This is a genomic window from Spirulina sp. CCY15215 (assembly GCF_016888125.1).
GTDB lineage: Bacteria > Cyanobacteriota > Cyanobacteriia > Cyanobacteriales > Spirulinaceae > CCY15215.
Genome location: NZ_JACSWA010000235.1, coordinates 1 through 1,815, shown reverse-complemented (window position 1 = coordinate 1,815; position 1,815 = coordinate 1). Strand labels below are relative to the sequence as shown.

The 1,815-nt window shown below is 43.6% G+C and carries 2 protein-coding genes; both read left to right on the top strand.

Translation table 11 applies throughout. From position 1 onward, the window contains the following. The first annotated feature begins 80 nt into the window (after positions 1-80). Complete coding sequence (locus tag JUI58_RS01615; protein WP_239121203.1) at positions 81-710, top strand: IS607 family transposase; 630 nt, start codon at positions 81-83, stop codon at positions 708-710. Continuing rightward, on the top strand, positions 697-1,791 hold the full coding sequence (locus JUI58_RS01610) for an RNA-guided endonuclease TnpB family protein (protein WP_204101996.1): 1,095 nt from the start codon (positions 697-699) through the stop codon (positions 1,789-1,791). Before JUI58_RS01615 ends, JUI58_RS01610 begins: the two co-directional genes overlap by 14 nt. Positions 1,792-1,815 lie beyond the last annotated feature (24 nt).

Genomic DNA, 1,815 nt, shown 5'->3' with positions numbered 1-1,815 from the left:
TGGAGACGTAATAATTAACGAAAAAGCTCAAAATATCTGGTAAAATATGATAATATATCACCAGAAAGTTTTCAGTAGGTATGAAACGCTATGTCTCGCCGAAAGAAGCCGCCCAACACTACGGGGTTACAGTGCAAACCCTCAGAAGATGGGACAAAGAAGGAAAACTCGACAGCATCAGAACCGAAGGCAATCAACGAAGGTTCTGTATCGAAGGAGAAGAGCCGCAGCAAAAGCCAGTTGTCTGCTATGCAAGAGTCTCTACCCATTCCCAAAGGGATGACCTCGAAAGACAAATTGAATTTCTACGTTCAAAATACCCAAACGCAGAAGTTATTCGCGAAATTGGAAGCGGACTCAATTTTAAACGGAAAAAATTCCTCAACATATTGGAACGAATATGCAAGGGAGATATCGCAAAACTTGTCGTTGCTTACGCCGATAGAGCCGTGCGATTTGGATTCCCCCTCATCGAATGGCTCTGTGAGCAAAATGGGGTCAAACTCGTGGTTCTCAACCAGAGAAATCTATCTCCAGAAGCAGAACTCGTTGAAGATATCCTGTCCATCCTCCACTGTTTCAGTGCAAGGCTTTACGGACTGCGAAAATACCAAAAGCAAGTGCAAAAAGCAGTACAAGAAAAAGTCGAGGAATCAGACGAAGAAATTGACACCCAACAGTGTCAAGAAGCTCAGGGTGTATCCGTCTAAAGAATTGCATCAAACGTGGAAAAGATGGGTAAATGCCTATCGATGGATATACAACTGGACGATTGCATTATTGCGAGAAGGGTGCAAAGAAAGCACATACAGCTTGCAAAAGATAGCGAGGGAAAGTGAACACCCGGATTGGGTAAAAACATTACCCGGACATCAGTTACAAGAAGCCGTCGCGGATGCCGTAGATGCCAACATTCAAGCCAGAGCCAATGGGGGAATACCCAAGTTTAAATCTTGTCGTCAACCATCCCAAGTGGTGAAATTTAAAGTCGGGAACTTTAAAAAAGGTCAGTGGTATGTCAAAAAAGTGAAAGGAATGACTTACCGCAGTCCAGAAGGATTTCCCAGAGAATGCGAATATGGAACGCAACTGGTGTGGGAAAGGGGAGCATGGTATGGTGTTTTTCCCGAAGTCCGTCCCGAACTTCCGACAGAACAATCAAAAGTTATCGCCATCGACCCAGGAGTAAGAACCTTTGTCACGGGATACGATGGCGATAAAATTGTGGAATTTGGCGGCAATGATATAGGACGGATCCAAAGACTATGTTCTCACCTCGATCGATTAATGAGCCGCATTGACTTAAGCGCAAATAAACAACAGCGACGAGCAATGGGAAAAGCTGCCAGACGGTTGAGAGTAAAGATTCGCAATCTTGTCAAAGATGCCCATAGCAAAATTGCTCGTTTTTTAGTTAGCCATTACAAGATAATTTTTCTCCCGACTTTTGATACATCAGAAATGGTGGTGAAATCTGGGAGAAAGTTGTCGAAGAAAACCGCAAGGAATATGCTGTCTTGGAGTCATTACAAGTTCAAACAGCATCTTTTGCAAATGGCAAAGCGGGAAAATGTTTTGGTGGTACTTTGTAATGAGTCTTACACTTCCAAAACTTGTCCCAAATGCGGTCATCTTCACGAAACTCTTGGAGGAAAGAAACAGTTTCAATGCCCAAAGTGTGGATACTCCGCACCGAGAGATTGGAACGGCGCTCGGAACATTATGATTCGAGCTTTGCAGGCAACAGCCATCTCCTTTACGGATGATGCTATACGAGTTCAAGGTGAATAGCTTTGAATAGGTTAAATGTTGCAC